This is a genomic window from Lysobacter tyrosinilyticus (assembly GCF_054779815.1).
On the sequence record NZ_BAAGXN010000001.1, the window covers coordinates 875542 to 899851 of the forward strand.

At 65.9% G+C, this 24310-nt stretch carries 24 protein-coding genes; 11 read left to right on the forward strand and 13 right to left on the reverse strand.

All coding sequences use genetic code 11. From position 1 onward, the window contains the following. Positions 1–9 precede the first annotated feature (9 nt). From ACYVGK_RS03650 to ACYVGK_RS03660, 3 genes are all read right to left on the reverse strand, one after another. Positions 10–219 carry a dodecin gene (locus ACYVGK_RS03650; RefSeq protein WP_460731873.1) on the reverse strand — a complete coding sequence of 70 codons (210 nt, stop codon included), beginning with the start codon at positions 217–219 and terminating at the stop codon, positions 10–12. Positions 220–488: 269 nt separating this feature from the next. Then, positions 489–1283: a thiol:disulfide interchange protein DsbA/DsbL gene (locus ACYVGK_RS03655; protein WP_460731874.1), complete on the reverse strand. Its 795-nt coding sequence runs from the start codon at positions 1281–1283 to the stop codon at positions 489–491. Positions 1284–1376: 93 nt separating this feature from the next. Continuing rightward, positions 1377–1952, reverse strand: a complete 576-nt coding sequence (locus ACYVGK_RS03660; RefSeq protein ID WP_460731875.1) for a manganese efflux pump MntP — start codon at positions 1950–1952, stop codon at positions 1377–1379. 105 nt (positions 1953–2057) lie between these two features. Between ACYVGK_RS03660 and ACYVGK_RS03665 the strand changes: the two genes are divergently transcribed. Next, positions 2058–2522, forward strand: coding sequence for a hypothetical protein (locus ACYVGK_RS03665; protein WP_460731876.1), 465 nt, complete (start codon positions 2058–2060; stop codon positions 2520–2522). Between the two features lie 63 nt (positions 2523–2585). Here ACYVGK_RS03665 and pepQ read toward each other — a convergent pair whose 3' ends face one another. The 8 genes from pepQ to rph form a co-directional block, all read right to left on the reverse strand. Further along, positions 2586–3935, reverse strand: a complete 1350-nt coding sequence (gene pepQ, locus ACYVGK_RS03670) for a Xaa-Pro dipeptidase (RefSeq protein WP_460731878.1) — start codon at positions 3933–3935, stop codon at positions 2586–2588. A gap of 183 nt (positions 3936–4118) precedes the next feature. Further along, positions 4119–4463, reverse strand: coding sequence for a PilZ domain-containing protein (locus tag ACYVGK_RS03675; protein ID WP_460731880.1), 345 nt, complete (start codon positions 4461–4463; stop codon positions 4119–4121). Continuing rightward, complete coding sequence (locus ACYVGK_RS03680; RefSeq protein WP_460731881.1) at positions 4460–6715, reverse strand: DUF1631 family protein; 2256 nt, start codon at positions 6713–6715, stop codon at positions 4460–4462. Before ACYVGK_RS03680 ends, ACYVGK_RS03675 begins: the two co-directional genes overlap by 4 nt. Before the next feature lie 132 nt (positions 6716–6847). Further along, positions 6848–8002 (reverse strand): radical SAM family heme chaperone HemW, encoded by a 1155-nt coding sequence (hemW, locus tag ACYVGK_RS03685; RefSeq protein ID WP_460731882.1) that lies wholly within the window; start codon positions 8000–8002, stop codon positions 6848–6850. Beyond that, positions 7999–8298: an antibiotic biosynthesis monooxygenase family protein gene (locus tag ACYVGK_RS03690; protein ID WP_460731883.1), complete on the reverse strand. Its 300-nt coding sequence runs from the start codon at positions 8296–8298 to the stop codon at positions 7999–8001. The genes hemW and ACYVGK_RS03690 overlap by 4 nt, the downstream gene beginning before the upstream one ends. A 3-nt stretch (positions 8299–8301) precedes the next feature. After that, a complete protein-coding gene (gene rdgB / locus ACYVGK_RS03695; RefSeq protein WP_460731884.1) occupies positions 8302–8892 on the reverse strand; it encodes an RdgB/HAM1 family non-canonical purine NTP pyrophosphatase in 591 nt (196 codons plus the stop codon). A gap of 11 nt (positions 8893–8903) precedes the next feature. Then, complete coding sequence (locus ACYVGK_RS03700; RefSeq protein ID WP_460731885.1) at positions 8904–9296, reverse strand: VOC family protein; 393 nt, start codon at positions 9294–9296, stop codon at positions 8904–8906. A gap of 70 nt (positions 9297–9366) precedes the next feature. Beyond that, the gene (rph, locus tag ACYVGK_RS03705) at positions 9367–10095 is read right to left on the reverse strand and encodes a ribonuclease PH (protein WP_460731886.1); all 729 of its coding nucleotides are present in this window, start codon (positions 10093–10095) and stop codon (positions 9367–9369) included. 114 nt (positions 10096–10209) lie between these two features. Here rph and ACYVGK_RS03710 point away from each other — a divergent pair, with 114 nt between their 5' ends. The 10 genes from ACYVGK_RS03710 (at position 10210) to ACYVGK_RS03755 (ending at position 20757) form a co-directional block, all read left to right on the forward strand. Next, entirely contained in the window at positions 10210–11070 is an 861-nt protein-coding gene (locus ACYVGK_RS03710) for a YicC/YloC family endoribonuclease (RefSeq protein ID WP_460731887.1), read from the forward strand. Positions 11071–11081: 11 nt separating this feature from the next. Continuing rightward, positions 11082–11699 (forward strand): guanylate kinase, encoded by a 618-nt coding sequence (gene gmk / locus ACYVGK_RS03715; protein WP_460731888.1) that lies wholly within the window; start codon positions 11082–11084, stop codon positions 11697–11699. Positions 11700–11925: 226 nt separating this feature from the next. Beyond that, positions 11926–12225, forward strand: coding sequence for a DNA-directed RNA polymerase subunit omega (gene rpoZ / locus ACYVGK_RS03720; RefSeq protein WP_310054152.1), 300 nt, complete (start codon positions 11926–11928; stop codon positions 12223–12225). 142 nt (positions 12226–12367) lie between these two features. Beyond that, positions 12368–14554 (forward strand): RelA/SpoT family protein, encoded by a 2187-nt coding sequence (locus ACYVGK_RS03725; RefSeq protein ID WP_460731889.1) that lies wholly within the window; start codon positions 12368–12370, stop codon positions 14552–14554. A gap of 97 nt (positions 14555–14651) precedes the next feature. Continuing rightward, on the forward strand, positions 14652–15035 hold the full coding sequence (locus tag ACYVGK_RS03730; protein WP_460731890.1) for a RidA family protein: 384 nt from the start codon (positions 14652–14654) through the stop codon (positions 15033–15035). 65 nt (positions 15036–15100) lie between these two features. Then, entirely contained in the window at positions 15101–17230 is a 2130-nt protein-coding gene (gene recG / locus ACYVGK_RS03735) for an ATP-dependent DNA helicase RecG (protein ID WP_460731891.1), read from the forward strand. 35 nt (positions 17231–17265) lie between these two features. Then, positions 17266–17823 (forward strand): DUF4166 domain-containing protein, encoded by a 558-nt coding sequence (locus ACYVGK_RS03740; protein WP_460731892.1) that lies wholly within the window; start codon positions 17266–17268, stop codon positions 17821–17823. Between the two features lie 10 nt (positions 17824–17833). After that, positions 17834–18769: a nucleoside hydrolase gene (locus tag ACYVGK_RS03745; RefSeq protein WP_460731893.1), complete on the forward strand. Its 936-nt coding sequence runs from the start codon at positions 17834–17836 to the stop codon at positions 18767–18769. An 84-nt stretch (positions 18770–18853) separates the two neighbouring features. Then, positions 18854–19099, forward strand: coding sequence for a type B 50S ribosomal protein L31 (locus ACYVGK_RS03750; protein WP_460731894.1), 246 nt, complete (start codon positions 18854–18856; stop codon positions 19097–19099). Between the two features lie 353 nt (positions 19100–19452). Then, on the forward strand, positions 19453–20757 hold the full coding sequence (locus tag ACYVGK_RS03755; protein WP_460731895.1) for a citrate synthase: 1305 nt from the start codon (positions 19453–19455) through the stop codon (positions 20755–20757). Positions 20758–20814: 57 nt separating this feature from the next. On the opposite strand, the gene ACYVGK_RS03760 is transcribed toward ACYVGK_RS03755, so the two are convergent. Next, positions 20815–21474, reverse strand: a complete 660-nt coding sequence (locus tag ACYVGK_RS03760) for a hypothetical protein (protein WP_460731896.1) — start codon at positions 21472–21474, stop codon at positions 20815–20817. Positions 21475–21680: 206 nt separating this feature from the next. Beyond that, positions 21681–24188, reverse strand: a complete 2508-nt coding sequence (locus ACYVGK_RS03765; protein WP_460731897.1) for a penicillin-binding protein 1A — start codon at positions 24186–24188, stop codon at positions 21681–21683. Positions 24189–24310: the final 122 nt, after the last annotated feature.

Genomic DNA, 24310 nt, shown 5'->3' on the forward strand with positions numbered 1-24310 from the left:
CGGCCGCTGTTATTCCTCCAGCGTGAAACCGACCTTCAGCGTTACCTGCCAATACGCGACCTTGCCGTTTTCCACATGGCCGCGGGTCTCAATGACCTGGAACCAGCGGATGTTGCGCATCGACCCGGAAGCGCGTTCGATCGCGGTGCGAATGGCGTCGTCGCTGCTGGTGCGGGACGAGCCGGTGAGTTCCAGCGACTTGTAGACATGGTCGGTCATGGCGCGAATCCAGTGCGGGGTCCGATGCGGACGGGCACTTGATCCAACGAGGCGACGGTCTGGCGCCGGTCAGGGCCTGGCCATGGATCGCGAGGGGATTGCGAATTGCGGCCGACGAAGGCCGATCGGCGGAAGGGACGCGTGGACCAGGCGCGCTAAGCGGCGGATGGTGTGCTGTCCGGAAGATGCTTTGGTCCGTCGCCGATCGGACGGACCGCGTGGAGTTCGCTGCGGGCGCAAGGCCAGCAGCGAACCCTACGCAAGGGTTATCAGGCGCCCTTGCCGGCCGCGGCGCGTTCCATCGCGATCAAGTGATCGGCGATGCGCAGCTTGTCTTCCCAGCTCTTGCCGCCGGAAACGCGGTACTTGCCGTTGATGACCAGCGTGGGCGTGCTGGACACGCCGCTGCGGGCCATGAACTGCTTGCCGCGCTCGACCTTGGAGTTGGTCGCGAAGCTGTTCATCGCGGCGAGGAACTGCGCCGGATCGGCGCCGTAGGCGGCATAGAAGTTGGCGATCTTCTGCTCGTCCGGCTTGTCACCTTCACCCGGCATGGTGTGCTTCGCATGGATGGCGGTGATCAGCGCATCGTGCGAACGCTTCACCAGGCCCATCGACTCGGCGACGTAATAGCCCTTGGCATAGGGAATCCATTCGGGGCCGAACGGCGCGGGCACGAAGGTGAAGTGGACGTCGGCCGGCAGCTTCTTTTCCCATTCGCTCACCACCGGATGGAAGCTGGCGCAGGCGGGACAGACGTAGCCGAACACTTCGACCACTTCGATCTTGCCGTCGGCCGGCTGATAGGGCTGGCCGCCGGCGATGACTTCGTAATCGGTGCCCGCGACGGGGGCCGGGCCCTGCGGCGGAACGATCGGGTTGTTGTTCGGCGCTTCGGGTTCTGCGGCGATCGGTGCGGCCGGGGCGGCGGCAGGCGTCGCCTCCGTCGGAGCGGTCGCTGTCGGCGTGGTGGCGGCGGGAGCGGCCGTTTCCGGCGTCTGCTGCTGCGAGCAGGCGGCCAGGGTCAGCAAGGCAAGAAGCAAGGAGGCCAGGCGCAAGTTCATCGTGAAATCTCTGCGTGGGACGGAACGGGAGGCGCAAGCATAACGGCGATGCGGTCACGCGGCGATGCAGCCGCGTCCGGCTCGGTCGCCGGGTTACGCAGCGCCGCTGAGGTGTTCGTAAAGAATCGCACCACCCACCGCAATCAGGATCACGCCCCCGGCGATTTCGGCGCGCTTGCCGATGAGCACGCCGAGCGCGCGGCCGAGCATGATGCCGAGGGTGACCATGGTGAAGGTGCACAGGCCGATCACCAACGCGACGATGGCAATGGGCACATCCACGAACGCCAGGCTCACGCCCACCGCCATCGCATCAATGCTGGTGGCCAGACCGGCTATGGCCAGCTTGACGAGGTTGCCGTGGTCGTCCGCGACTTCCTCTGCATCGTCGTTCGCCGGTTGCAGCGCCTGCCAGATCATGTGCATGCCCAGTGCGGCGAGCAGCACGAACGCGATCCAGTGATCCCAGGCCTCGATGAAGCGCGAGGCCGCGGTGCCCAGCAGCCAGCCGACGACCGGCGTGATCGCCTCGACCACGCCGAACACCAGGCCAGCGCGCAACGCCTGTGGCCAGCGCGGCCGCGCCATCGCCGCACCCTTGCCGATGGCGGCGGCGAAGGCGTCGGTCGACATAGCCAGGCCGATTAGCAGGATCGAGAGCGGGTTCATTCGGTCTCGCAGGACACGCAGGGGCCGCCATCATCGCCCGATCGAATGCGGTCGCGCGATGCGGACTTCGGCGGAATGGGGCGTTTACGGCCGCGACGCCTTAGGATGAGCGCCCCCAGCCAGGCGCTACGGCGCGAGTACTTCATGTCCAGGAATTCCAAGGCTCGCCGCGACGCGCGCAAGAAGAAGGAACCGAAGCGTCCGATCCGTCGCCTCGGTTCGCAACTGCAGCCGCATGCGCAACTGGAAACCGCCGACGGCAACACGATCGGCGGCGCCGGTTACCGGGATGGGGAATGGCTCACCGTGCTTGGTGGCCAGGTGGCCGCACGCACACAGAGCGCAGCGATGACGCTGGCGATGCTGCGCCACATCGTTGCCTTGCAGGAGCAGGCAGGCCAGGCGTTGAAACTGACGTATTCGCCGACGATGGAGGCGGTCGCCACGCGCGAAGCCGCGGCGGAGGGGCATTCGCTCGAAGACTACCTGCAGATGCTGGAACGCGAGCGGATGGAACGTGCGGCGGACGACGAGACACCGCCGCTGCCGGACGAAAGCCAGGACCCATAACACCGCAAACGAAAACGCCGACAGCCAGCGCTGTCGGCGTTTCTGTTGCAGCGTGTGCGTGGGTCAAGCCGCGGTGAACTGCTCGCGCGTGAGATTGATCGGATCGCCGTCGGTGCACACCACGTCGTCCTCGATGCGGATGCCGCCGTAGGGCTTGAACGCCGCCACGCGATCCCAGTTCACGCTCGGTCCCAGGCCCTTGTCCTTGAGTTCCTCGAGCAGCATGTCGATGAAGTACAGGCCCGGCTCGATGGTCACGACCATGCCCGGCTCCAGCACACGGGTCAGGCGCAGATAGGGATGGCCCTGGGGCTTGGCAATTGTGCCGCCGCGATCACTTTCGGCGAATCCGGCGACGTCGTGCACCTGCAGTCCGATGCCGTGACCGATGCCGTGCGGGAAGAATGCACTGCTCACGCCGGTTTCCACTGCGACTTCCGGCGACACGTTGATCAGGCGGAAGTCGTGCAGGATGCGCGCCAGCGACAGATGCGCATCCAGATGCAGCTGCTTGTAGTCGAATCCGGCCCGCACCTGGGCGCACATCGCTTGCTGCGCGTTGTCCACTGCATCGATCAGCGCCTGGAATTCGCCATTGCGGTCGAAGGCATAGGTGCGGGTAATGTCGCAGGCGTAGCCATGGAAGCTAGCGCCGGCGTCGATCAGGAAGCTGCGCATTTCGCGCGGCGGCAGGCGGTCGCGATCGAAGTTGTGCAGCACTGCGGCGTGTTCGTTCAGCGCGACGATATTGCCGTAGGGCAGGTCGTTGGCATCCTGCAGCGCCGCCTGGCAATAGATCAGATGGATGCCGAATTCGCTGGTGCCGGCGCGGAAGGCGCGTTCCGCGGCGCGGTGCGCGCGCACGCCGATGCGAGAGGCTTCGCGCATCATCGCGACCTCGTACAGCGTCTTGTAGGCCCGCTGGTACTCCAGGTAGGCGATGACCGCCTGCGGATTGTTCGGAGCGAATTGCGGGTTTGTCGCCGTACCGAGTGCACTCTGCGGCTCGCCGAGGATCGCGCAACGCGAGGCATCCGCCGGCAGGTGCTGCAGGGCTTCATCCGGCTTGCGGATGATCACGATGTCGAAGTGTTCGACCCAGTAGCCGCTCGGCGCTTCCGGCACCGAATGCCAGTAATCGAACGGCTGCAGATAGATCAGCTTCGGGCGGCGGCCCGGTGTGATCACGAGCCAGCTGCCGGGATTGCGCGTAAGCGGCGCCCAATGTTTGAACTGCGGGTTGACCGCGTACGGATAGTCGCGATCGTCGAAGAGCTGGTAGTGCAGGGTGCCGCTGGGTACGACCAGATGGTCGAAGCCACCGCGTTGCAACGCCTCGGCGGCGCGCTGTTGCAGGGTGGCCAGATGCTGCGGATACAGTGCAGCCAGGGTGCTCGTTGCGGACGGACTCATGCGCGATCAACCAGGTGGGGTCGCCGCATTCTACGGCGCGCGCGTGGGCGCACCGCGCCGCCGCGCACTCCGGGCCGCGAGGCGGTCGAACGCGCCGCCGCGCGCGGGGGCAGTCGGCATACCGGCTTTGCCATAAGGGCCACGCGTACAGCGTGGTGGCCCCAACAGATCATGAACCGCTTCTCAGGCGTACTGGCTGCCGGGAGCGTCGATCCAGCGCCGCAACTGCTGCAGTTGCTCATCGCTCATGGTGATGAAGCGAAACCCGGTCCAGGACTGGCCGGGTGCGCTGGCCTGGTCGCGCCACAACAGGTGCGCACCGACTTCCAGCGGCAGCTTGAGCGGGCCATCGGGCAGGGCCAATCGCAGTTGGTAAAGCGCATCGTTCACCAGCGGCGCATTGCACATCACTAGCATGCCGGTCTCGGAGACGTTGCCGACGTGGCCGATGACGGCCTCGGTCATGGTGTCGGTGACATGAATGACCTCGGCGACCTGCCGACGACGGCTGCGGCGGAATTCCTTCATTCCTGCGATTCCCCGTGGTGTTCCTTGCCCTTGACGAAGCCGCGCAGCACGCCGAGCGCGCTGTGCCAGGCGCGGTCGACCAGGTTGCTGTGTTCGACGGTCACGATGCGCGCCTGACCGTTCGCAAGCGCGCGAGCGACGCTGTCCAGCGACTGTTCTCCCACGCGCTGGCCGCGCTGGTTCACGAACAACGCGTGATCCGTCATGGGGCTGTACCAGGAAAGACGTCGGCGTACGACGTCGCCCTGCTGGTTGGTGACGAATTCAAGCCATGCACCGAACGGCAGGGTGCGAAGCATGTCGTAGGCCGCCTGCTCGTGCCCGGTGCGCGGCGGCAGGTCGGGTTTGTCGCCGCTCGCTTCCTGGCCGAGGCGGCCGCGCGCCTTCAGCCGCAGCGCCAGCTCGGTGCGCGATGCGGAGTCGTTTTCGTCATCGACGCGCGCCGTGAGTCGTCGCGCGATGTCGCTGGCTTCCTCGGCGTGGTAGCCGACCAGCGCGAGTGCCTGCTCGATCTGCCCGGCCAGCTCCGGCGGCGGCGAGGCTGGATGGTTGAGCGAGGTCGCCTGCACGATGGCGTGCGTGGCTTCCACCTGCTGCTGCCATTCGTCCGAATCCTCGCCGTTACGCAGCAGCACCAGGGTGAGTACGTCGGTCCAGGAGTTGGCGAGTAGGGTTTGCACGAATTTCGGCAGTTTGTGGTCATGGGACGCCTCGTCGATGGCGTCGGTGGCCAGCCGTTTGGCCAGTTCCAGCTTTTCCTTGCCGCGCGCGGCCTCGACGTGGCGGCGCTCGGAGACTTCCGCCCGGCGTGCCATGACCTGCAGATGCTGCTGGACGCGCTGGTTGGCCGATTCGAAGACGTTGTTGTCGCCCTGGTAGTGCTTGACCACGTCGTCGACGGCGTAGCTCAGCTGGTCGTTGAGCTGAGTGTCGACTTCCTCTTCGCCTACCCAGTTGGCGCCCGACTCGGCCACCGCGTTGAGCAGTTGTCGCGCGGGATGCGCGGGGTGAACGAAAAAACCGCGGTCTTTCAGTACCAGACGCAGCAACGGCACCACCAGTCGATGCACGAGTCGGTTGCCCGGGGCGTCCTGGCGTAGCTCGCGCTGGATTTCGGCGAGCAGGATCGCGAGCAGCTCGAAGGTGTCGTTGTCTTCGCGCGTGAGCGCCGTGCCTTGTCCATGCGCCTGCCGCGTGTGCGCGAGCAGTGCCTGTCGCACCTCGTGAACGCTGCGCGGCGGGCGGGCACCTTCGGCGTCTGCCGGATCGCGCGCGTTCTGCATGCGCTCCAGCGCCTGCATGACGTCTTCGGTGCTCAGTTGCGTGCGTGGCTGGGATTCACCGTGGCCTGGCGAGAACTTGTTGAGCAGGTCGCGGCGTGAGGCCAGCATCTGCTGCAGCAGGGAGAAGCTTTCTGGGCTGTCGCTGGCTTCGTCGTCGCCGCTGAACCAGCCGGTATAGGGCTCCTGTGGTCCGTTCGCGCGTGCGCGGGCCTGTTCGCGGCGTTCCCGCACCGCTTCGCCGGTGAGTTCGGATTGCAACGCCGGACGCGCCCGGATCGGTACGTAGGCGAGGTTTGGCAGGATGCTTTCGCGCGCCAGCGTGGCATTCATCGCTTCGACCAGCTGCGAGTAGCCGTTGAGCGCGTAATGGTCGAAGCAGCGGAACAGATCCAGGCGCGGCTGCAGGTCGAGCTGCAATACGCGGCTGGCGCTGGCGAGGATCTGGCCCAGCCGGTGCGGGCCGATCGGCAGATGCTCGGCGTCGAAGGCGGGAGCGCCGGCGAGCACGCCGAAGCGCTGCCCCAGTAGGTGCAAGGGCAGGCTGGAGCGCGATTCATGCCGCGAGGCGATGGCGCGCAACACGCTGCCTTCGTCGAGCTCGTGGTCTTCGACCAGACGCAGGTCGCCGAAGTGCAGGGCAGTGGCGAGCTTGCCCGGCGGTGGGGGCAGGTTGCGGATGCCGGCGAGACCGGCCTCCAGCCCGCCGAGAAACTCCGGAATCAGGTCCGCGCGGTTCTGTCGCACCAGGCGCAACGTATCGAAGTACGCCTGCTGCGCGCCGGGATTGGGGGCCTGGTCGGCCAGGCGGAACTGCTGCTGTTCGAACTCGAGCAGCATGCGCTCCAGCGCGCGTGCCATCTCGTCCGCGGCGAGGTTGTAGATCTGCTCGAGGGCACGGCGCACGCGGCGCGGCAGTTGCGCCGAAGCGAGGGTCGGGTGCAGGGCTGAGTGTTCGAATGTCACCGACATTGCATCCTTCCCCGGGGTGCGCCCGGATGGCTGACCGTGATCTTAATCACGGTCATGGCATGGCTGCCAGCGGCGACCCCATTCGGGCTAACGAAAAACCGACGCCTGGCACGGCCAGCGCGCTGGCCGGCATTACAGGAACAGCGACACCAGGTCGTTGTTGAATCGACGACCGGCCTCGGTCGGGCACACATGTCGATCGCGGATCTCCAGCCATTCGTTCGCCACCGCACGCTCGAGCTGGGCGGTGATGGCCTCTTCCGGGACACCGGTGCGCAGGCTGAACAGGTCGAGTTCGAAGCCCCCGGCCAGGCGCAGCGCATTGAGCATGAACTCGAAGGGGCGCCGTTCTGGCTCGATGCGGTCGTCGCCACCAATGGCGTCGGCCTTGCCGGCCACCGCGAGGTAGGCGGTCGGATGTTTGGTCTTCCAGCGGCGCAGGATGCTTTCGTCGTGGCCGAGCGTGAGCTTGCCGTGCGCACCGGCACCGATCCCCAGGTAATCGCCGTAGCGCCAGTAATTGAGGTTGTGCGCGCATTGCCGGCCAGGCTGCGCATACGCGCTGACTTCGTATTGGGCATAACCCTGCGCCGCCAGCAACGCCTGGCAGTGCTCCTGCATGTCCCAGCTGGCGTCGTCGTCGGGGATGCCCTGCGGCGGCCGCGCGGCGAAGATCGTGTTGGGCTCCAGCGTCAGCTGGTAGTGACTGACGTGGCTCGGCTGCAGGGCGAACGCGCGTTCCAGGTCGCGTTCGGCCATCGCCAAGCTCTGCTGCGGCAACGCGTACATCAGGTCGAGATTGACGTTGTCGAAGCCGGCGTCCTGCGCGAGCTTCACGGCGGAATCGGCTTCCTGGCTGTCGTGGATGCGGCCCAGGCGTTTCAGGCAATCGTCGTCGAAGCTCTGGATGCCGAAACTCAGCCGGTTCACGCCGGCATTGCGGTACAGCTCGAAGCGTCCGTGTTCGGCGGTGCCGGGATTGGTCTCCAGCGTGATCTCGCAACCCGGGGCGAAGCGCAGGCGGCTGCTCGCGCCCTGCAGGAAGCGATCAATGAATTCCGGCGGAAACAGGCTCGGCGTGCCGCCGCCGAAGAACACCGTCTGCACCGTGCGTCCCCATACCAGTGGCAGGTCGAAGTCGAGATCGGCCAGCAGTGCGTCGACATAAGTGCCGAACGGCAAGGCGCCGCGACCTTCGTGCGAGTTGAAGTCGCAGTACGGACATTTGCGCACGCACCAGGGCAGGTGCACGTACAGCGACAGGGGCGGGGGAGTGAGCGTGGTCATGTCGTCGTGAAGCGACCCAGGCAGCGCTCGCTCAGGGTGAGCGCATCGCCGCGCGCATCAATCTGCGCGTAGCGGGGTTTGGCCGCAGTGAGGAAAGCGGCGTAGGCGTCGGCGGACGACCAGCGGTCGATCGTGACGAAGCGGTTCGAGTGGCCGACGTCGCGCAGCAGCTCGGTGCCGACGTAGCCGTCATATTCGCGAAACAACGCCACCCATTCGCCGTCGCTGCCATACAGCGCTTCGAATGCGGCTTCACAGCCTGCGCGTGCCTCGTATTCCCAGATCGCCACGAACATGGCCTACAGCCGGCTATCCGCCAGCTTCTGTCGCAGCACCGCGAGCGCGCGGCCGCGGTGGCTGAGACGGTTCTTGATCGCGGGTTCGAATTCGGCGGCGGAGAGATTGTTCTCCGGATCAAGGAACACCGGGTCGTAGCCAAAGCCGCCGTCGCCGCGCGGCGCATCCAGGATCACTCCGGACCAGCGGCCCTCGGCGATGATCGGCTGCGGATCATCGGCGTGGCGCAGCAGGACGATCACGGCGATGAAGTGCGCGGTGCGGCGTTCGCGCGGCACATCGCGCATCGCATCGAGCAGCTTGGCGATATTGGCTCCCGCGTTGCCGTGCGTGCCGGCATAACGCGCCGAGTACAGCCCGGGCGCGCCGTCGAGCGCATCCACGCACAGACCCGAATCGTCGGCCAATGCGGGCAGTCCGGTAGCACGCGCGGCATGACGTGCTTTCAGCAGCGCGTTCTCGACGAAGGTCAGTCCGGTTTCCTCGGCGTCGCTGACACCGAGCTCACCCTGGGTGACGAATTCGTAGCCGTCGAGCAGGTCGCGAAATTCCGCGAGCTTGCCCCGGTTGCTGCTGGCCACGACGAATTTCACCGGCCTCAAATTCACGCGTGCAGCTCGATCAGATCCCAGCGATTGCCATACAGGTCGACGAATACCGCGACCGTGCCGTACGGCTCATGCCGGGGCTCTTCGGCGAAACGCACGCCGCGTTCCGTCATCGCCGTGTGATCGCGGACGAAATTGTCGGTATGCAGGAAGAAGCCGACACGCCCGCCGACCTGGTCGCCGATGCGTGTGCGCTGTGCTTCGGTGGCGGCATGCGCGAGCAGCAGCGCGGTACCGGTCGCGCCAGGCGGCGCCACGCGCACCCAGCGCTTGCCGTCGCCCAGGTCGGTGTCCTGCAGCAGAGTGAAGCCGAGCACCTGGGTGTACCAGATGATGGCTTCGTCGTAGTCGCCGACGAGCAGCGCGATATTTGCGAGATGTTGCTTCATGTGCGGCGGGCTTGGGCCCGCGTTTCCTGCAGAGGGGGAGTAGATGGGCAAAGACGGGGCGTGGCCCCTCTCACCCCAGTGCCTCGCGTTGCTTGGCGACGAGTTGGGCGATGCCGGCCTCCGCCAGCGACAGCAGCGAGTCCAGTTCATCACGCCGGAACGCGTGTCCTTCGGCAGTTCCCTGGACCTCGATGAAGCCACCGCCGTCGTTCATCACCACGTTCATGTCGGTGTCGCAGTCGCTGTCTTCGGCGTAGTCGAGGTCGAGCACCGGGGCGCCGCGATACACGCCGACCGAGACCGCGGCGACCGCGCCGATGACCGGGCTGGTCGCGAGCATCTTCTTCGCCTGCATCCAGCGCACCGCATCGACCAGCGCGACGTATGCGCCGGTGATTGCGGCCGTGCGCGTGCCCCCGTCGGCCTGCAGCACGTCGCAGTCGAGGGTGATGGTGCGCTCGCCCAGCGCCTTGCGATTGACGCAGGCACGCAGGGCACGGCCGATCAGGCGCTGGATCTCCAGCGTGCGGCCGCCCTGCTTGCCGCGCGCGGCCTCGCGGTCGTTGCGGCTGTTGGTCGAGCGCGGAAGCATGCCGTATTCGGCGGTGATCCAGCCTTCGCCCTTGCCGCGCAAGAAGGGCGGGACCTTGTCGTCGACACTGGCGGTGCACAGCACTCGGGTGTCGCCGAAGCTGACCAGGACAGAGCCTTCGGCATGGCGCGTGTAGCCACGCTCGATGCGCACATCGCGCAGCTGGTCGGCGGCGCGGCCGCTCGGGCGGAGAAGAGAGGTATTCATTGCACACAGTCTAGCAGCGCGCCCGAAACCGCCCCGGCGGGCCGCGCGTTCAGGCAGCGGGCGAGTCAATGGCATACTGCGCGCCCAAAAAACGCCGCCCGGCCGGAGTTCCGCATGATCCGCAGCATGACCGCCTTCGCCAGCGGCGAACGCGCCACGCCCTGGGGCACGCTCGGCTGCGAACTGCGCTCGGTCAATCACCGCTTCCTCGAGATCGGTGTGCGCCTGCACGATGAGCTGCGCTCGCTGGAACCGATGCTGCGCGAACGCATTGCCGGTCGCATCGCGCGCGGCAAACTCGATCTCACCCTGCGGCTGCGCGCGCCGGAAGGCGCCGCCACCCTGCAACTGGATCCGACCCGTCTGCGCGAGCTGAGCGAGCTGGCCGTCGACATGGCCGCGCGTTTCCCGGGCCTGCATACCGATTTCACCCAGTTGCTGCAGTTCCCCGGCGTGCTGCAGGCGCCGGTGGCGGATCCGGCGGCATTGCAGGAAGCCGCCCTGGCGCTGCTCGATCAGGTGCTGGATGAATTCATCGCCTCGCGCGAACGCGAGGGCGGCAAGCTTGCTGCGGTCATCAACGAGCGCGTCGACGGGATCGCCCGCATCGCGGCCGAAGTGCGCACGCTGATGCCGACGATCCGTGCCGGCCAGCGCCTCAAGCTGGAAACGCGGCTGGCCGAGCTGGCCCAGCCGCTGGAACCTGGCCGGCTCGAGCAGGAGCTGGTGCTGTGGCTGCAGAAGCTCGATGTCGAAGAGGAGCTCGACCGGCTCGAGTCGCACGTCAGCGAGGCGCGTCGCGTGCTCAAGCTGAAGGAAGCCGTCGGCCGCCGTCTCGACTTCCTGCTGCAGGAATTCAATCGCGAAGCCAACACGCTCGGCTCCAAGTCGGTCGATGCCCGCAGTTCCGCCGCCGCGGTGGAACTGAAGGTGCTGATTGACCAAGTGCGCGAGCAGATCCAGAACCTCGAGTGATCGGACCGAACATGCGCGGAACCCTCTACATCGTTGCGGCCCCGTCCGGCGCCGGCAAATCCAGCATCGTCAACGCCGTGCTGGCGCGCGATCCCAACATTGCGCTGTCGATCTCGTTCACTTCGCGCCAGCCGCGTCCGGGCGAGCGCCATGCCGAGCATTACCACTTCGTCAGCGCTTCGGAATTCGAGGCGATGGTCGGCGCCGGCGATTTCTTCGAACACGCGCTGGTGCATGGCGACTGGAAGGGCACCGCGCGCCAGTCGGTCGAGCCGCAGCTGGCCGCGGGCAAGGACGTGCTGCTGGAAATCGACTGGCAGGGCGCGCGCCAGGTGCGCAACAAGGTGCCGGATGCGGTGAGCGTGTTCATCCTGCCGCCGTCGCGGCCGGCGCTGGAGCAGCGCATGCGCAACCGCGGGCAGGACAGCGACGAAGTGATCGCCCAGCGTCTGGCCGCTGCGCGCGAGGAAATGTCGCACTACATCGAGTTCGACTACGTGATCGTCAACGAGCATTTCGAGACCGCGGTCAGCGAGATGTGCGCGATCTTCGTGGCCAGCCGCCTGCGTCGCGAGGCCCAGGTGGCCCGGCACCAGCGCCTGATCACCCAGCTGTTGGTGGACGAGTAGCGCCCGCCCCCTGTATCGCATGGCGGCCGGTCAGGATGAATGCCGCGCGCGCGGCTAGATCCGGCGAACAACCGCCCTTACAAGCAAGCGCAGCCTAAGTATTGAGTCAAATCCAGCCTAACTGACTGATTCATAAGGCTTGGCTTGCTTTCGGCGCGCTCGCGCCCTTACAATCCACGCCCCCTCAAAGCCTGATGGACGGCCCGACCGGCCGCCCGGGAGTCCCATGGCCCGCATCACCGTAGAAGATTGCCTGGAAGTGGTCGATAACCGCTTCGAACTCGTCATGATGGCCGCCAAGCGCGCGCGCCAGCTGGCCAACGGCGTCGAGCCGCTGATCGATAACAGCGAAGCCCAGGACAAGCCGACCGTGCTGGCGCTGCGTGAAATCGCCGCGCGCCGCATCGATACCGGCTACATCGACGCCGTCGAGAAGTCCGAGCGCGAGCGCAAGGAGCGTGAGGCACTGGAATGGGCCGCCGCGGAAGTGGTCGCCGACGACGACATGTCCAAGGGCGACGACTGATCGTCTCGCGACGTCATTCGTACCGTCACGACGGCCCCGCCCTGCGGGGCCGTTTTGTTTTTGTCGAAAGCCGTCGTTTTTCACCCATCGGTTCAGGTGAATTTCCGTTGCGCCGCACCCATTGCGCCCTTAGATTCCAGTCATGACACCCGTCTCGCCCGTACTGACCCCGGCCACGCCTGCTTCCGACGAAGCGGACCTGCCGGACTACGTACGCGAGCTCGAACAGGCCGCCCACTACCTCCCGGCACCGCAGCGCGAACAGCTGCGCCGGGCCTGGAGCATCGGCGCCGCCGCGCATGCCGGGCAGACCCGCAAATCGGGCGAGCCCTACATCACCCACCCGGTCGCGGTGGCGAAGGTGCTGGCCGACCAGGGTCTCGATGTCGAAACGCTGGTTGCCGCGATCCTGCACGACACGCTCGAAGACACGCCGCTCACCCCTGAGGCGATCACCACCGAATTCGGTGCCACCGTCACCGATCTGGTCGACGGCGTCACCAAGCTGGACAAGCTGCAGTTCCGCGACCGCCAGGAGGCCAATGCGGAAAGCTTCCGCAAGATGCTGCTGGCGATGTCGCGCGACCTGCGCGTGATCCTGATCAAGCTCGCCGACCGCCTGCACAACATGCGCACGCTCGGTGCTCAAAGCGTCGAGGCGCGGCGGCGCATCGCCACCGAAACACTGGAGATCTACGCGCCGATCGCGCAACGCCTCGGCATGAACCTGATCAAGGCCGAGCTGCAGGATCTGGGCTTTCGCGCGCTGCATCCCTGGCGCCACGCCGTGCTCGAGAAGCGCATTCGCACCCAGCCGGTGATGCGGCGCGAGGCGATGGTCCAGATCGAGGCGCAGCTGGCGCAGAAGCTGGCCAAGGAGAAGCTGCAGCACCGTCTGGTGAGCCGGGTGAAGTCGCCGTGGAGCATCTACAGCAAGATGCGTTCGGAGCACAAAAGCTTCACCCAGGTGATGGACGTGTTTGGTTTCCGTGTCGTGGTGGGGGCGGTTCCGGACTGCTATCACGCGCTGGGTGTGGTGCACGCGGCATACAAACCGCTCGACGCCCGCTTCCGCGATTTCATCGCCATTCCCAAGGCCAACGGCTACCAGTCGTTGCACACGGTGCTGTTCGGGCCCTACGGATCGCCGATCGAAGTGCAGATCCGCACCGAAGACATGGATCTGATCGCCGAGCGCGGCATCGCGGCGCACTGGTCGTACAAGCACGGCGGTCGCTCGATGCCGTCCAGCGCGCAAAGCCGCGCCCAAGGCTGGATCACCAACCTGGTCGAGTCGCAGCGCGCCACCGGCTCGTCGCTGGAATTCCTGGAGAACGTCAAGGTCGACCTGTTCCCGGACGAGGTCTACCTGTTCACGCCCAAGGGCGACATCCTCGCCCTGCCGCGCAATGCCACCGCGCTCGATTTCGCCTACGCCGTCCACACCGACGTGGGCAACCACGCCGTCGCCTCGCGCGTCGACGGCAAGCTGGTTCCGTTGCGCAGCAAACTCGCCAGCGGCCAGCGCGTGGAGATCATCACCGCCAAGTCGGCGTTGCCGAAGCCGCAGTGGCTGGAGTTCGTCGTATCCGGCAAGGCGCGCACGTCCATCCGCCAGCAGCTCAAACAGATCGAGCACGAGGATGCGGTCTCGCTCGGTCATCGCATGCTCGATCGCGCCCTAGAGGCCTTGGGCAGCTCGCTGGAGCGCGTGCCTGTGCAGCGCGTCGACGCCCTGCTCGCGGAACATCGTTATCCGCGTCTGGAGGCGTTGCTCGCCGACATCGCGTTGGGCAACCGCATGCCGCAGCAGGTCGCGCAGGCGCTGGTGCGCGAGACCACCGAGAAGAAGTCGCGCAAGATCGTCGCCGAACCGCTGCCGCTCACCCAGGATCACATCCTGATCACCGGTGCCGAACGCGGCGTGATCAGCTTCGCCCAGTGCTGCCTGCCGATCCCGGGTGACGAGATCATGGGCTATCACACCACCGGCAAGGGCATCGTGGTGCACCGCCTCGACTGTCCGAACGTCGCCGAGTACCGCAAGTCGCCCGATCGCTGGGTGGCGATCGGCTGGGACCGCGAGGTGAGCGGCGACTTCCCTACCGCGATGCGGATCGAACTCGACAACCGCCCCGGCGCGCTCGCGCAGGTTGCAGCGGCAATCGCCGAGGCCGGCTCGAATATCGATCGTCTCGAATACATGGAACGCGACACCCACGTCTCGGCGATCCGCTTCCAGATCGAAGTGCGCGATCGCAAGCATCTGGCCGAGGTGATGCGACGGGTGCGCCGCCTCAAGGTCGTTCTGGGCGTGCAGCGGATCTGAGAATTTGGAATAAGAGCCGCGGGAATTCGGATCCGGAGCGCGCATCGGCATCGATGCCATTACGATTCCCTCCCGATTTCCACTCCCGGATACGCCCATGTCCCGCGACATCATCCATACCGACCGCGCTCCCGCCGCCATTGGCCCGTACTCGCAGGCCGTGCGCGTCGGCGACACCGTTTACCTGTCCGGCCAGATCGCACTGGACCCCAACACCGGACTGGTGGTCGAAGGTGATGTCGAGGCACAGGCACGCCGCGCCTTCGAGAACCTCAAGGCGGTGTGTGAAGCCGCGGGCGGTTCGCTCGACAAGGTCGTGCGGGCGGGCCTGTTCCTCACCAACCTTGGCGACTTCGCCAAGGTCAACGCGGTGATGGCGGAATACTTCCAGGCGCCGTTCCCCGCGCGCTCGACGGTCGAGGTCTCGGCGCTGCCGCGCGGTGTGCAGTTCGAAGTCGACGCCATCATGGTGCTGGACTGACGGAGCGGTTCTCGTCCGCGCCCGCCGGGGTTTTGCCCAACGCACATTCCCGGCATGCTTCGCCCATGCCGACTCATCCCGGCGGCGCCGCGAAGCGGCTGGCCGTCGACCTCAACCAGCAAGCCCTCAGCAGCCTGCGCGGTGTCGGGCCGAGCGTGGCCGAGAAACTCGCCACGCGCGGCCTGCTGACCGTGCAGGACCTGTGGCTGCACCTGCCCCGGCAGTACGAGGACCGCACTTCGCTCACGCCGATCCGTGCGCTGCAGGCGGGCGTGGCGGCGCAGGTCGAAGGCCGCGTGGATGCGGTCGAGCGTGGCTTCCGCTATCGGCCCATGCTGAAGGTGGCGATCAGCGACGATTCGCACGCCACGCTGGTGCTGCGCTTTTTTCACTTCCGCGCGACCCAGGTCGCTCAGTTCGCTCCGGGAGCGCGGGTACGTTGCTACGGCACGCCACGGCTCGGGCAACAGGGGCTGGAGATCGTCCATCCCAGTTATCGCCTGCTGGGCGATGACGCAGATGTCGAGCTCGGTAGCGCGCTTGATCCGGTCTATCCCGCGATCGAGGGCTTTGGGCCGGCGTCATTGCGCAAGCTGATCGGACTCGCGCTGGATAGGCTGCCCGGCGACGACTCCTTGGAGCTTCTGCCGGCGTCGGTTCGCGAGAGTCTGCACCTGCCCACCCTGCGCGAGGCATTGCTGACGGTGCATAGGCCGCAGGCGAGCGACGACATCGCCGCATTGCTGGCCGGTCGCCATCCCGCGCAGCGCCGGCTGGCGCTGGAGGAGCTGCTCGCCCATCACCTCAGTCTGCGTCGCCAGCGTCTCGCGCAACAGGCGCATGCCGCGCCGGTGCTGCGCAAGGCGACGCTGGCGGCGAAGCTGCGCAAGTCATTGCCGTTCAAGTTGACTGGTGCACAACAGCGTGTGTTCGCGGAGATTCAGTCCGACCTCGCCAAGCCCATGCCGATGCTGCGCCTGGTGCAGGGCGATGTCGGCAGCGGCAAGACCGTCGTCGCCGCGCTCGCGGCGATGCAGGCGGTCGAGGCGGGCAAGCAGGCCGCACTGATGGCGCCGACGGAACTGCTCGCCGAACAGCACCTCAACAATCTGCGCGGTTGGCTGGAACCTTTGGGTGTGCGTGTGGCCTGGCTGGCGGGCAAGGTCACCGGCAAGGCGCGCAATAAGGTGCTCGGCGAAGTCGCGTCCGGCGAGGCGCAGGTGGTGGTGGGCACGCATGCTCTGATGCAGGAGGGCGTCGCCTTCAGCGATCTCGGTATCGCGATCGTCGACGAGCAGCACCGCTTCGGCGTGCACCAGCGCCTGGCGCTGCGCGACAAGGGCACCGGCAGCACCGGCAATGGCGACAGCATCGTGCCGCACCAGCTGGTGATGACCGCGACCCCCATTCCGCGCACGCTGGCCATGGCGGCGTACGCCGATCTGGATGTGTCGGCGATCGACGAGCTGCCGCCCGGCCGCACGCCGGTGCACACCGTCGCCTTGAGCGCGGAGCGTCGTCCCGAGCTGGTCGAACGCATTCGCGCGGCCTGCGCAGAAGGCCGGCAGGCCTATTGGGTCTGCACGCTGATCGACGACAGCGACGAGGTCATCGCGCAGGCGGCACAAAGCACCTTCGAAGAGCTGTCGAAGCAGTTATCGAAGCTGCGTATCGGCCTCGTCCACGGCCGGATGAAGGCGACCGACAAGCAGGCGACGATGCGCGCGTTCAAGGACGGCGCAATCGACCTGCTGGTGGCGACGACGGTGATCGAAGTTGGCGTCGACGTGCCAAATGCGTCGTTGATGATCATCGAGAACGCCGAGCGGTTGGGCCTGGCGCAGCTGCATCAGCTGCGGGGTCGGGTGGGGCGGGGAAGTGCGGCGTCGAGTTGCGTGCTGTTGTACCAGTCGCCGCTGTCGCAACTGGCGAAGCAGCGGCTCGAAACCATGCGCCAGACCCACGATGGTTTCGTGATCGCCGAGAAGGACCTGGAACTGCGTGGCCCGGGCGAGTTGCTGGGCACACGCCAGACCGGCCTAGCGGGCTTCCGCGTCGCCGATCTCGCGCGCGATGCCGACCTGCTGCCGAAAGTGCATCAGCTTGGCGCGCAGCTCCAGGCCGAGGCACCCGAGATCGTCGAGCGCATCATCGCGCGCTGGGTGGGTGGTGCCGCACGCTACGCGTCGGCGTGATCCGGATGCGACCTGCGGACCCCAATGCGAATGCTGTGACCCGCTGGTTCGGCGAGGACTTCGCCCGCCTGCATCCCGCGTTGCAGGCTTTGCATCGCGAGGGCGGCACACTTTCCGGCGCGGTGACGATCACCACCGGGCGAGGGTTCGCCGGCGCGCTGGGACGTCGCATGGCCCGGCGACTGGGTATCCCGACGGTACCGGGGCTGGCTGGCTTCGAAGTGCGGATCACGCATGACGCGCAGGCGATGCGCTGGGAGCGCCGCTTTGGCGAGGGGCGCACGCTGCTCTCGGTGTTCCGGCCGTTGGGCATGTGCCCACATGGCTATTGGCTGGAAGATACCGGCGTAGTGCAACTGAAGTTGACGGTCGATATCCGCGATGGTGGCTGGTACTGGCGCCTGCTGGGGGCATCGCTGCGCGGCGTGCCATTGCCCTTGTGGTTGTTCCCACGCACCGAGGCCTTCAAACGCATCGATGCCGACGGCGGCTATCGCTTCGCGGTGGCGTTTGCGCTGTTTCCATTCGGCACCTTACTGAAGTACGAAGGCGTGCTCACGCCCGAGCGTGCGGCGCAGGCTGCGCCGCGGTAATAATGACGCCATGACCGATCGCATCCCATTGCTGATCGATACCGATCCCGGTGTCGACGACGCCTTGGCCATCCTGATGGCCTTCAACGATCCGCGCCATGAAGTCGTGGGTCTCACCATCGCTGCCGGCAACGTAGGCCTGCAGCACACCGTCGCCAATGCGTTGAAGTTGTGCGAAATCGCCAATGCTGACGTCCCAGTGTTCGCCGGTTGCGCCGCGCCGCTGCTGCATCCGGCACGCGATGCCGCCTATGTGCATGGCCATGATGGTTTCGGTGATACCGGCTACCAGCCCGCATCGCGCCGTGCCGCGGATGAACATGCGGCGCTGGCCATTCTGCGCTTGTCGCACGAGCACGCCGGGCGCCTGCTGCTGGTCGCACTGGGGCCGCTCACGAATCTGGCGTTGGCGCTCAAGCTCGATCCCACGCTGCCTTCGCGTGTCGCGCGCTGCGTGGTCATGGGCGGGGCCGTTACAGCGCATGGCAATATCTCAGCAGCGGCGGAATTCAATATCGCCTTCGATCCCGACGCGGCGCACATCGTGTTCAGTGCCTTCCCGCAGATCGATCTGGCCGATTGGGAGGCCACGCTCGCGCATGGTCTGCCGCACGTGGATGTCGATCGGTGGCTGGGGGCGGGGTCACCGCGGGCGCGTTTTTACGACGCGATTTCCCGGCAGACCCGAACCTGGGCGAGCGGGCGCCATGGCGACCGCTGGCATTCCGCCGATAGCCTTGCCATGGCCTACGCGCTGCTACCGCAACATGCCCAGGAAATCCTCGAGCGGCCCTTGGCCGTGGAAACCGAGGGCCGGCATGCCCGCGGGGCCACGATCGTCGACTGGCGGCGCGAAAGCGGCCGTCCGGACAACGTCAGGATCCTGATGCGCTACGACCAGGCCCGGTTCGAGGCCCTGATCGAGGCGGCTCTGGCGGCGCGCTGATTCCCGGACAGGTCGGAGTTGCCACAGGGGCGGAGAAGCCGCTATACTGCCGGACTTTCCCCGCAACCATATTGGCACGTTGGCATGAAGACCGGCATCCATCCCAACTACCGCGAAGTCGTTTTCCAGGACGTGACCACCGAGTTCGCGTTCCTGACCCGCTCGACCCTTGTCAGCAAGGAAACGGTCAAGTGGGAAGACGGCAACGAATACCCGCTGATCAAGCTGGATATCAGCTCGGCTTCGCACCCGTTCTACACGGGCAAGCACAAGATCATGGACACCAGCGGTCGCGTCGACAAGTTCCGCAAGCGCTACGCGCAGAAGTGATCTTGTCGCTCGCGCGATTAGCGCGAGTGTGAGAAGGCCGGGCTCAGTGCCCGCAATTCTCCGCGAACCAGCATCAAGCCCGCCCTTCGAAGGCGGGCTTTTTGCGTTTAACGCCTGCGGTCTGTTGGGCGAACAGCGGCTCGGGCGATGCATGAAATGTGCTGCGAATATGCCGGGTTTTTGAGCAGTCGCTCTATTTGCTGATTGGTACGTATACGACTTTGGTGCGGCGATGCTGCGCTGAATGCTTGTGCGATAATTCTCCATCGCGGCGCCCGCGCCGTTTCCATTCAGTGTGTTTTCCTCCACCCGCCGCGGCCGTCCCTGCGGCGTGCAGATACCAGGAGCGTTGCGTGTCCGAGTCCTCCAAGTCCGGCCTCGACCAGGTCACCCTGACCGCGGGCGACAAGAGCGTCACCCTGCCGGTCCATCAGCCGACCCTGGGTGCCCCGTGCATCGACATCGGCAAGCTGCCCAAGGAAACCGGCTGCTTCACCTACGACAACGGGTTCACCGCTACCGCCAGCTGCCGTTCCGCGATCACCTATATCGACGGCGACAACGGCGTGCTGCTGTATCGCGGTTACCCGATCGAGCAGCTCGCCGAAAAGTCGAGCTTCCTCGAGGTCGCCTACCTGCTGATGAACGGCGAACTGCCGAACAAGGATGAGTTCGCGACGTTCGAGCATGAGGTCACGCATCACACGATGATGCACGAGGCCTTCCGCACGTTCCTGTACGGCTTCCGCCATGACGCGCACCCGATGGCGATGCTGACCGGCATGCTCGGATCGCTGGCGAGCTTCTATCACAACAAGCTCGACATCGAAGATCCGGAACAGCGCCGCCTCGCCGCGATCCGCCTGATTGCGAAGGTGCCGACGATCGCCGCCGCCTGCTATCGCTACTCGATCGGCTGGCCGATCCGCTATCCGCGCAACAACCTCGAATACACCACGCGCTTCCTGCACATGCTGAAGGAAGTGCCGTCGGAGCCGCTGGAGCTCAATCCGGTCGCCGCCAAGGCGATGGATCTGCTCTTCATCCTGCACGCCGACCACGAGCAGAACGCGTCGACCTCGACCGTGCGTCTGGTCGGTTCCACCGGTGCCAACCCGTACGTAAGCGTCGCCGCCGGCGTTGCTGCACTGTGGGGGCCGGCGCATGGTGGCGCGAACGAAGCCGTGCTCAAGATGCTGGCCGAGATTGGCAAGCCGGAGAACGTGGGTTCGGCGGTCGCCAAGGCGAAGGACAAGGAGTCGGGCTTCCGCCTGATGGGCTTCGGTCATCGCGTCTACAAGAACTTCGATCCGCGCGCCAAGATCATCCGTTCGATGTGCCATCAGGTGCTGAACGAGCTGGGCGTCAACGATCCGCTGCTCGACGTGGCGATGAAGCTGGAAGAGGCCGCGCTGAAGGACGAGTACTTCATCCAGCGCAAGCTCTATCCGAACGTCGACTTCTACTCCGGCATCATCTACAAGGCGCTGGGTATTCCGGTGGAGATGTTCACCGTGATGTTCGCCATCGCGCGGACCGCCGGCTGGGTCTCGCACTGGCTGGAACAGCAGAACGATCCGGAGAACAAGATCGGTCGTCCGCGCCAGATCTATACCGGTTCCGCCGAGCGCGATTACGTCGGCATGGACAAGCGCTGAGTTCGTTCACCGCATGCAAAAACGCCCCGCAGCCGCGGGGCGTTTTTGTTTTCGGCTTCACCGTTGGTCGTGCTCGTAACCGGCGATTTCTTCGTCGGCCAGGAGCTGGCGCAGCTGGCTGGCAGAAGCGCGCTTCATTGGCTTCTCATCGATGCTGGAGAGTGGTGCCTGTCGCAGCACGTCGCGCGGCAGCACGGTCAGGTCGAACGGCAGTCCTTCGGCGCTGAACACCCAGACGGGAAACTCCTCGCTGCGCTCGCGATCGAGGCGAATGCGGCGCGTGCGCGATTCGGCCGGAATGCCGTGCTGGTCCAGATGGCGGTGCGCGGCCTCAGGATCGTCGCAATGCAGGTGGAGCGAGACCGCAGTGCGCGCGTCGGCTGTGCCGTCGAGCACCGGGCCGACGAGGCGCGGCTCGAACTCGGCGAAAAATTCAAGCGCGCGCAAGGCGGCTTCGCGGCGCGCGCGCTGTTCGAATGAGTTATCGCGCTGGAACAGGCGCTGGTACTCGCGCAGCGCGTCCTCGATCTCGCGATTCCGCGGTAACGAGGCGTCGTCGTGGATGCCCAGTCGCTCCGCTGCCTTGAGCTTGGCCTGGTGATAGTCGCGGATACCGCCCTCCGCCATCAGGCGCGCGGCTTCATGGGCGAGGCTGCGACGGCGCTCGTGGGTGCGGGTCTGGGCGTGTTGGTGTGCGTGCTGTCGGGCGTGGCGCATGACGTCCTCCGCGGCTGGCACGACACGGCGAGCACTTCGCCGCGGCCGGCGCGTGCCGGCAGGGGCAAGCTAGCACGGTTGAAGTGAATCAGGAATGCCGGCACCGAGCGCGCGTTGCTGCCGATGCAGTTTTGTGACCCGCAAACGAAGAAGCGGGCCGAAGCCCGCTTCACTTGATGCTGAGTTGCCTGACGCCGTTGTAACCGTCAGAAGATGTCGAACGACTCTTCGGTCGGCAGCGTGTCCTGCGGACCGTAATCGACATAGGTTTCCATGCGATCGAGGTCCTCGGCCTTGACCCACTCGACCACGCCGCCGTTACCTTCCGGCAGCAACGTGCCATTCGCGGCGACCGACACCTTCACCATGCCTTGCGGCGGTTCGTTCACCGCAACCGGCTTGTCCTTGAGCGCCACGCGCATGTAGTCGATCCAGATCGGCAGCGCCGCCCGACCGCCGTATTCGCGATAGCCCAGTGACTTGAAGTCGTCGCGCCCGACCCAGACGGTGGTCACATACGGGCCACCGATACCCGAGAACCAGGCGTCGCGATGATCGTTCGTCGACCCGGTCTTGCCACCCACGTCTTCGCGATTGAGCACCTTGGCTGGCGTGCCTGTGCCGCGCAGCACGACGTCACGCAGCATCGACACGATCTGGTAGGCGATGCGGTTATCCATTGCGCGCGGCGCGACCACCATGTCGGCGGGCGGCGTCTTGGCTTGCTTGGGCTTGCTTTGTTCGGTTTCCTTGACGGCCGGTTGGCTGCCTCCCGCAGGTCCCAGATCGAAGCCGTCGACAACGGTAGAGTTCGCAGACGTCGCCGCCATGATCTTGCCCGCCGTGCCGACGGCGCAGTCGGGACAGGCAGTCGCAGGCTTCTCCTTGAACAGCACGGCGCCGTTGTTGTCGCGCACTTCATCGATGAACCACGGCGTGATCAGGAAGCCGCCATTGGCGAAGGCAGAGAATCCGCGCGCCACCGACAGGGGCGTCAGCGAGGCGGTGCCGAGCGACATCGACAGGTTGGGCGGCAGCTGCGTTTCTTCGAAGCCGAGATGACTGATGTACTTGCGCGCGTAGTCGACGCCGATGGCATCTAGCAGGCGCACCGACACCAGGTTGCGCGACTGGACCATTGCTTCACGCAGGCGCATCGGGCCGGCGAAGTTGCCGGTGTCGTTCTGCGGCCGCCACAGATGGCCGCGGCGGTCCTTGAAGACGACGGGGGCGTCGAGCACCACCGATGCCGGATTGAAGCCACGCTCGAATGCCGCGGCGTAAACGAACGGCTTGAAGCTGGAGCCCGGCTGGCGGCGTGCCTGCGTGGCGCGATTGAACTTATTGCCGGCGAAGCTGTAGCCACCCGATAGCGCACGCAGCGCGCCATTCGACGGTTCCAGCGACACCAGTGCGGCCTGGGCCCGCGGCACCTGGCCGAGAGAGTAGCGGACGCCAGGAGCGGCCGGCTTGCCGCCGGCGCCAGGCGCGGCGGGCGTTTCGGTGCGCAGCACGCGTACCAGGTCGCCGCGTTTGACCAGCTTTGCGGGGGCCTGGTTGTTCCAACCCTGGCTGGCGGTCAGGTCGAGCTGGCGACCATCGCTCAGCAGCACCTTCGCGCCACTGTCATCCGTGGCCAGCACGATCGCCGGAAAGAGGTCGGCCTGCGGCGAGACGCTGCGCACGCGCGCCAGCGTCGTGGCTTCGTCCTCGTCATTGGCGAGATCGAAATGCTGTTCGACCCCATGCCAGCCGTGGCGCAGATCGTAGGTGCGCAAGCCCTCGCGGATCGCCTGGTCGGCCTGCGTTTGCAGTGTCGGGTCGATGGTGGTGACGACGTGATAGCCCTTGGTCAGGGCCTCGGCGCCATAGCGCGCGACCATTTCCTGGCGAACCATTTCCGCCACATATGGGGCGTTGACCTCAACCGGACGCTCGTGCGGCGTGGCATGCATCGGCGCAGCCTTGGCCGTGTCGGCCTCGGCCTGGCTGATGAACCTGAGCTGCGCCATGCGTTGCAGGATGTAGACGTCGCGACGTTCCTTGGCGCGGGCCGGATTGCTCAGCGGGTTGGCGGTCGACGGGAATTTCGGAATCGCCGCGAGCGAAGCCATCTCGTCGAGCGTCAGCTCGTTCAACTTCTTGCCGTAGTAGAACTCGGCCGCGGCGCCCACGCCGTAGGAACGATGACCGAAGAAGCTCTTGTTGAGATAGAGCTCGAAGATCTCGTCCTTGCTCAGCTCGTTCTCGATGCGCATCGCCAGCATCATTTCGGCGATCTTGCGCTTGTAGCTGTATTCCTGGCTGAGGAAGAACTGGCGCGCGACCTGCTGGGTAATCGTCGAGCCACCCGGCACGCGCTTGTCGTTGGTCGTGGCGAGCAGCCAGACCGCGCGGGCCACACCCTTATAGTCGACGCCATGATGCTTGTAGAAGCGCGCATCTTCGGCGGCCAGGAACGCCTGCTTGAGGCGCTCGGGTACGTCTTCGATGTTGACCGGATAGCGCCGTGTCTCGCCGAACAGCGCCATCAGACGGCCGTCACGGGCATAGACGTACATCGGCTCCTGCAGCTCGACGTTGCGCAGGGTTTCCACGTCCGGCAGCTTGGGAGCGATCAGGAAGTAGAGCGTGCCGAGCGCGATGGCGCCAAGCAGAACTACGCTGGTGGTCGCGATCAGCGCCCAGCGCAGCAAACGACGTAGACGGGGCATCAAGCGGAGTTCCTGAGTAGCGAGGATTGCGGGTGCTATGGACGGAGAGTATAGAGGAGGCAGATAGCGACCCCGAACGGCAACTGCTTACTGACGAGGTCGCGCTTGCGACGTTGGTCCCA

What these genes read in the sequence shown, in the direction of transcription:
- ACYVGK_RS03650 (WP_460731873.1), bottom strand. Translation starts at nt 219, where the DNA reads ATGACCGACCATGTCTACAAGTCGCTGGAACTCACCGGCTCGTCCCGC.
- ACYVGK_RS03655 (WP_460731874.1), bottom strand. Translation starts at nt 1,283, where the DNA reads ATGAACTTGCGCCTGGCCTCCTTGCTTCTTGCCTTGCTGACCCTGGCC.
- ACYVGK_RS03660 (WP_460731875.1), bottom strand. Translation starts at nt 1,952, where the DNA reads ATGAACCCGCTCTCGATCCTGCTAATCGGCCTGGCTATGTCGACCGAC.
- ACYVGK_RS03665 (WP_460731876.1), top strand. Translation starts at nt 2,058, where the DNA reads ATGAGCGCCCCCAGCCAGGCGCTACGGCGCGAGTACTTCATGTCCAGG.
- pepQ (WP_460731878.1), bottom strand. Translation starts at nt 3,935, where the DNA reads ATGAGTCCGTCCGCAACGAGCACCCTGGCTGCACTGTATCCGCAGCAT.
- ACYVGK_RS03675 (WP_460731880.1), bottom strand. Translation starts at nt 4,463, where the DNA reads ATGAAGGAATTCCGCCGCAGCCGTCGTCGGCAGGTCGCCGAGGTCATT.
- ACYVGK_RS03680 (WP_460731881.1), bottom strand. Translation starts at nt 6,715, where the DNA reads ATGTCGGTGACATTCGAACACTCAGCCCTGCACCCGACCCTCGCTTCG.
- hemW (WP_460731882.1), bottom strand. Translation starts at nt 8,002, where the DNA reads ATGACCACGCTCACTCCCCCGCCCCTGTCGCTGTACGTGCACCTGCCC.
- ACYVGK_RS03690 (WP_460731883.1), bottom strand. Translation starts at nt 8,298, where the DNA reads ATGTTCGTGGCGATCTGGGAATACGAGGCACGCGCAGGCTGTGAAGCC.
- ACYVGK_RS03700 (WP_460731885.1), bottom strand. Translation starts at nt 9,296, where the DNA reads ATGAAGCAACATCTCGCAAATATCGCGCTGCTCGTCGGCGACTACGAC.
- rph (WP_460731886.1), bottom strand. Translation starts at nt 10,095, where the DNA reads ATGAATACCTCTCTTCTCCGCCCGAGCGGCCGCGCCGCCGACCAGCTG.
- ACYVGK_RS03710 (WP_460731887.1), top strand. Translation starts at nt 10,210, where the DNA reads ATGATCCGCAGCATGACCGCCTTCGCCAGCGGCGAACGCGCCACGCCC.
- gmk (WP_460731888.1), top strand. Translation starts at nt 11,082, where the DNA reads ATGCGCGGAACCCTCTACATCGTTGCGGCCCCGTCCGGCGCCGGCAAA.
- rpoZ (WP_310054152.1), top strand. Translation starts at nt 11,926, where the DNA reads ATGGCCCGCATCACCGTAGAAGATTGCCTGGAAGTGGTCGATAACCGC.
- ACYVGK_RS03725 (WP_460731889.1), top strand. Translation starts at nt 12,368, where the DNA reads ATGACACCCGTCTCGCCCGTACTGACCCCGGCCACGCCTGCTTCCGAC.
- ACYVGK_RS03730 (WP_460731890.1), top strand. Translation starts at nt 14,652, where the DNA reads ATGTCCCGCGACATCATCCATACCGACCGCGCTCCCGCCGCCATTGGC.
- recG (WP_460731891.1), top strand. Translation starts at nt 15,101, where the DNA reads ATGCCGACTCATCCCGGCGGCGCCGCGAAGCGGCTGGCCGTCGACCTC.
- ACYVGK_RS03745 (WP_460731893.1), top strand. Translation starts at nt 17,834, where the DNA reads ATGACCGATCGCATCCCATTGCTGATCGATACCGATCCCGGTGTCGAC.
- ACYVGK_RS03750 (WP_460731894.1), top strand. Translation starts at nt 18,854, where the DNA reads ATGAAGACCGGCATCCATCCCAACTACCGCGAAGTCGTTTTCCAGGAC.
- ACYVGK_RS03760 (WP_460731896.1), bottom strand. Translation starts at nt 21,474, where the DNA reads ATGCGCCACGCCCGACAGCACGCACACCAACACGCCCAGACCCGCACC.
- ACYVGK_RS03765 (WP_460731897.1), bottom strand. Translation starts at nt 24,188, where the DNA reads ATGCCCCGTCTACGTCGTTTGCTGCGCTGGGCGCTGATCGCGACCACC.